Origin of the sequence: Mycolicibacter sinensis, from assembly GCF_001673565.1 — a bacterium.
In the GTDB taxonomy this organism is placed as follows: Bacteria; Actinomycetota; Actinomycetes; order Mycobacteriales; family Mycobacteriaceae; genus Mycobacterium; species Mycobacterium sinense_C.
Map to the genome: position 1 here is coordinate 1 of NZ_LZMF01000054.1, position 1940 is coordinate 1940.

General features: G+C 67.8%; 2 protein-coding genes. Both read left to right on the top strand.

The genetic code is table 11. From position 1 onward, the window contains the following. Nucleotides 1-43: 43 nt before the first annotated feature. Complete coding sequence (locus A5648_RS08470; RefSeq protein ID WP_428844323.1) at nucleotides 44-871, top strand: MlaE family ABC transporter permease; 828 nt, start codon at nucleotides 44-46, stop codon at nucleotides 869-871. A gap of 3 nt (nucleotides 872-874) precedes the next feature. Beyond that, the gene (locus A5648_RS08475) at nucleotides 875-1921 is read left to right on the top strand and encodes an MlaD family protein (protein WP_065024111.1); all 1047 of its coding nucleotides are present in this window, start codon (nucleotides 875-877) and stop codon (nucleotides 1919-1921) included. Nucleotides 1922-1940: the final 19 nt, after the last annotated feature.

Consider the following 1940-nt stretch of genomic DNA (forward strand, 5'->3'; position numbering starts at 1 on the left):
GGCCACCCCGACACGACATCTGCCGTACGGCCTGGGCAGGCCGGTGCGGCTGTCGGCCTCGGCGGCCGGGGCGGCCGGCTCGGCGCTCGAGCGGCTCGGCCACCAGGGCACCTTCTTGATCCAGGTGCTGGCCGCCATTCCCCGGACCATCACGCACTACCGTCGCCAGACCGGGGCGCTGCTGGTCGACATGATCTGGGGCAACGGGTCACTGATCGTCGGCGGCGGCACCATCGGCGTGCTGGTGTTTCTCGGTGCGGCGGTCGGCGGCTCGGTCGGTGTCGAGGGCTACGCCGCGCTGGACATGGTCGGCATGGGGCCGTTGACCGGGTTCGTCTCGGCCTACGCCAACACCCGGGAGATGGCGCCGATGATCGCCGCGATCGGATTCGCCGCCCAGGCCGGCACCCGGATGACCGCCGAGATCGGCGCCATGCGGATCTCCGAGGAGATCGACGCCCTGGAGGCGCAGGCCATCCGGTCGATCCCGTTCGTGGTCACCACCCGGGTCATCGCCGGGATGATCACCATCATTCCCCTGTACGTGCTGACACTGATCCTGAGCTACCTGTCCTGCGCGCTGGTGGTCAACGTGGTGCACGGTCAGTCCTCGGGCACCTACTACCACTACTTCGACGCGTTCATCCAGCCCTCCGACGTGTTGTGCTCGGTGATCAAGGCGGCCGTCTTCGTCACCTTGATCATCGCCATCCACGGCTACCAGGGCTACTACGCCAGTGGCGGTCCGGAGGGCGTCGGGCAGGCGTCGGGCCGCGCCATCCGCGCCAGCCTGATCACCGTGGTGCTCGCCGACATGATGCTGACCCTCCTATTCTGGGGCAACAACCCCGGAGTGCAGATTTCCGGGTAGCCGATGCCGACCTTCCACGATCCCAGCGGGCGCGCCACCAGCGCGCGTGCCCTGCGCGTCCGCGGCCTGATCGTCGCCACGGTGGCTGCGATCGCGGCCACCGCGCTCTACCATCTGGCCGTCGGCAGCTTCACCGACACCTTCCGGCTGACCGTAATTACCGACACCATCGGTGAGGGCCTGGCGCCCGGCGCCGAGGTGAAGTTCCACGGCCTGTCCATCGGATCGGTCAAGACGCTGGAATCGATTGGCTACAACCAGCAGAAGATGACAGTGGAACTCGATCCGCGCCAGGCCAAAGCGCTGACCGCCGACACCAAGGCCCAGTTCACATCGTCGAATGTATTCGGCAGCGCGGCGGTCGAACTCGTCAGCAGCGGCGGGGGTGCCCCGCTGCGGCCCGAGCAGACCCTGGTGATGAACACCGACGTGCAGGTGGCGTCGATCACCGGTCTGCTGCGCCAGGGCGACCGGATCGGTCAGATCATCGACTCCCCGGAATTCACCCACATCATCGAATCGCTGCGCCGGCACACCGACCTGGTCGAGCCGGTGGCCCGCTCCAGCTTCGACCTGGCCAGAATCCTGGCCGACGCGCAAACCGTGCCGTTCTCCGAGTCGCTGGCAGTGATCTCGTCGTTCGTCACCGGCGTCAACGACTTCGTCCCGCTGGTCGGGCTGGTCAACAACCTGCTCGACGGGTTGGACTTTCTGGTCCAGCCCGGCGGCGCCGAGCGGACTAACGCGGTGCTGCAGCAGGCCGGGCAGCTGTTGCGCGACGCCGGCCAGATCGTGATCAAGAACAAGCCGTGGCTGTCCCCCCTGCTGGAGGGCATCACCAACACCAGCGTGCCGATGATGTTCACGCTGGGCAGCCTGGCACCCGCCTACGACCGGCTGTCCGGCCTGGTGGACCGGACCAGCGCGGCGTTTCCGTGGGTCGACAACAAGGTCCGGATGCAGATCGAGGTCACCATCGATACGGTGCCGGGGCTGGCGGCCGCGCTGCCCGACACGCCCGCCGGGCCGGGGCAAGGCGGTGGCCGGTGAGATCGGTATCCAAAGCGGT

Coding starts and splice junctions, on each gene's coding strand:
- A5648_RS08475 (WP_065024111.1), top strand. CDS start 875: ATGCCGACCTTCCACGATCCCAGCGGGCGCGCCACCAGCGCGCGTGCC.